Here is a 977-nt window from a genome sequence, read left to right on the forward strand (position 1 = left end):
ACCTTATAACGGTGATGTCTTAATGGAAAAAATGAGATACAGATATATACATATTCGCCATCAAAGGCAATTGGACAAGTGTGGCGAAAAACTAATTGAGCCTCCATGAGATTCTGTCCGAAACCTTTGAAGACGTACAATTAGCAAGTTTGTCGTTTTTTCTTAATTTCTCAATTGTTATGTAGGGTAAAAATATTGCTACTCCAATACCCAAAAGAAAAACTAGCATCAATGCTGTGGACATCCATAATATGTCAAAACAGAGAAGATGGTTAAAAAAAACAATACTTCCGTCTCACGTTCGCGTTCAACTTGTAATTCAACTATATGACCTGTTTTTTTCTAACAGATATATGCTACATGTGGTGAAATGATAAGCGGTTCACCCAATCTCTATGCTGGGCCTATTTTTCCACAATTTATTTCTCGGTCCTATTTTAAAAACGCCAAAATTTCTCTCTAAGTTTGCTTCTACTTGTGATGCCAACCGTATCTTTTCGCAATCTACTGGAACCGCAACAACAAGCCAGAAATAGTGAATACCTAAAAGCATTTTATCTTTAGGGCGAATCTCCCATCGAGGTTTTCTTTGATCTTGTCCTAAAAACCCAATCACGGTCGGAACTATTTGTCCTAATGCGATTTCTGTTCCTATTTCACCAATAGATGCACCTATTTGATCTACTGTGATTTCCGGGGAAAATTTTACAGATATTTTTTGAGGTTCGCCTTCGTATAACTCTCTGGGAAATATATCAAAAACCCAAGGGGCCGGTTGTTTATCATCCCTTGACCAAACAAAAGCTGAACATTTTGCAAACGAGAATCTGTAATTCTTATCGATCTCAGTATGAGGAATGTCAAATTCAAATCCAATTTTAACTTTAAATAATCTTATTTCCTGACCGGATACTATGAAAAGTTTTCCCTTGTTTAATACGTCCCACACTGGCTTTTGCACTCGCACTACAGCATGT

1 protein-coding gene is annotated in these 977 nt (G+C 36.7%); it reads right to left on the bottom strand.

Translation table 11 applies throughout. The features are described 5' to 3' along the window. Positions 1-382 precede the first annotated feature (382 nt). A partial coding sequence (locus AC3DOM_RS15820; RefSeq protein WP_487920008.1) for a hypothetical protein occupies positions 383-977 on the bottom strand: 595 nt, incomplete at its 5' end.

Source organism: Candidatus Desulfolinea nitratireducens, assembly GCF_982879505.1.